Source organism: Arthrobacter sp. NPDC058288, assembly GCF_042880995.1.
In the GTDB taxonomy this organism is placed as follows: Bacteria; Actinomycetota; Actinomycetes; order Actinomycetales; family Micrococcaceae; genus Arthrobacter.
On sequence record NZ_JBHVYH010000023.1, the window covers coordinates 1 to 1,071 of the forward strand.

Annotated in this window: 1 rRNA gene; it reads right to left on the reverse strand. The window is 54.5% G+C overall.

Features of this window, described 5'->3' with window-relative positions:
• Window positions 1-1,071 (reverse strand): 23S ribosomal RNA (locus ACFVWT_RS22575); the annotation flags it as partial.

The window sequence follows — 1,071 nt, forward strand, 5'->3', positions numbered from 1 at the left end:
CCGGTACGGGAATATCAACCCGTTGTCCATCGACTACGCCTGTCGGCCTCGCCTTAGGTCCCGACTTACCCAGGGCAGATTAGCTTGACCCTGGAACCCTTGATCATTCGGCGGACGGGTTTCTCACCCGTCTTTCGCTACTCATGCCTGCATTCTCACTCGTGTAGGCTCCACCGCTGGTTTACACCGCGACTTCACTGCCCACACGACGCTCCCCTACCCATCCACACTCCTGAACCACAAAGGCTTGGATAAAATGTGAATGCCACAACTTCGGCGGTGTACTTGAGCCCCGCTACATTGTCGGCGCGGAATCACTTGACCAGTGAGCTATTACGCACTCTTTTAAGGATGGCTGCTTCTAAGCCAACCTCCTGGTTGTCTTCGCAACTCCACATCCTTTCCCACTTAGCACACGCTTAGGGGCCTTAGTTGGTGGTCTGGGCTGTTTCCCTCTCGACTATGAAGCTTATCCCCCACAGTCTCACTGCTGCGCTCTCACTTACCGGCATTCGGAGTTTGGCTGACGTCAGTAACCTTGTAGGGCCCATTAGCCATCCAGTAGCTCTACCTCCGGTAAGAAACACGCAACGCTGCACCTAAATGCATTTCGGGGAGAACCAGCTATCACGAAGTTTGATTGGCCTTTCACCCCTACCCACAGCTCATCCCCTCCATTTTCAACTGAAGTGGGTTCGGTCCTCCACGACGTCTTACCGTCGCTTCAACCTGGCCATGGGTAGATCACTTCGCTTCGGGTCTAGATCACGCCACTGCAACGCCCTATTCAGACTCGCTTTCGCTACGGCTGCCCCACACGGGTTAACCTCGCGACGTAACACTAACTCGCAGGCTCATTCTTCAAAAGGCACGCCGTCACCAGAATCAGACTGGCTCCGACGGATTGTAAGCACACGGTTTCAGGTACTGTTTCACTCCCCTCCCGGGGTACTTTTCACCTTTCCCTCACGGTACTGGTCCGCTATCGGTCATTAGGGAGTATTTAGGCTTATCAGGTGGTCCTGACAGATTCGCACGGGATTTCTCGGGCCCCGTGCTACTTGGGATACT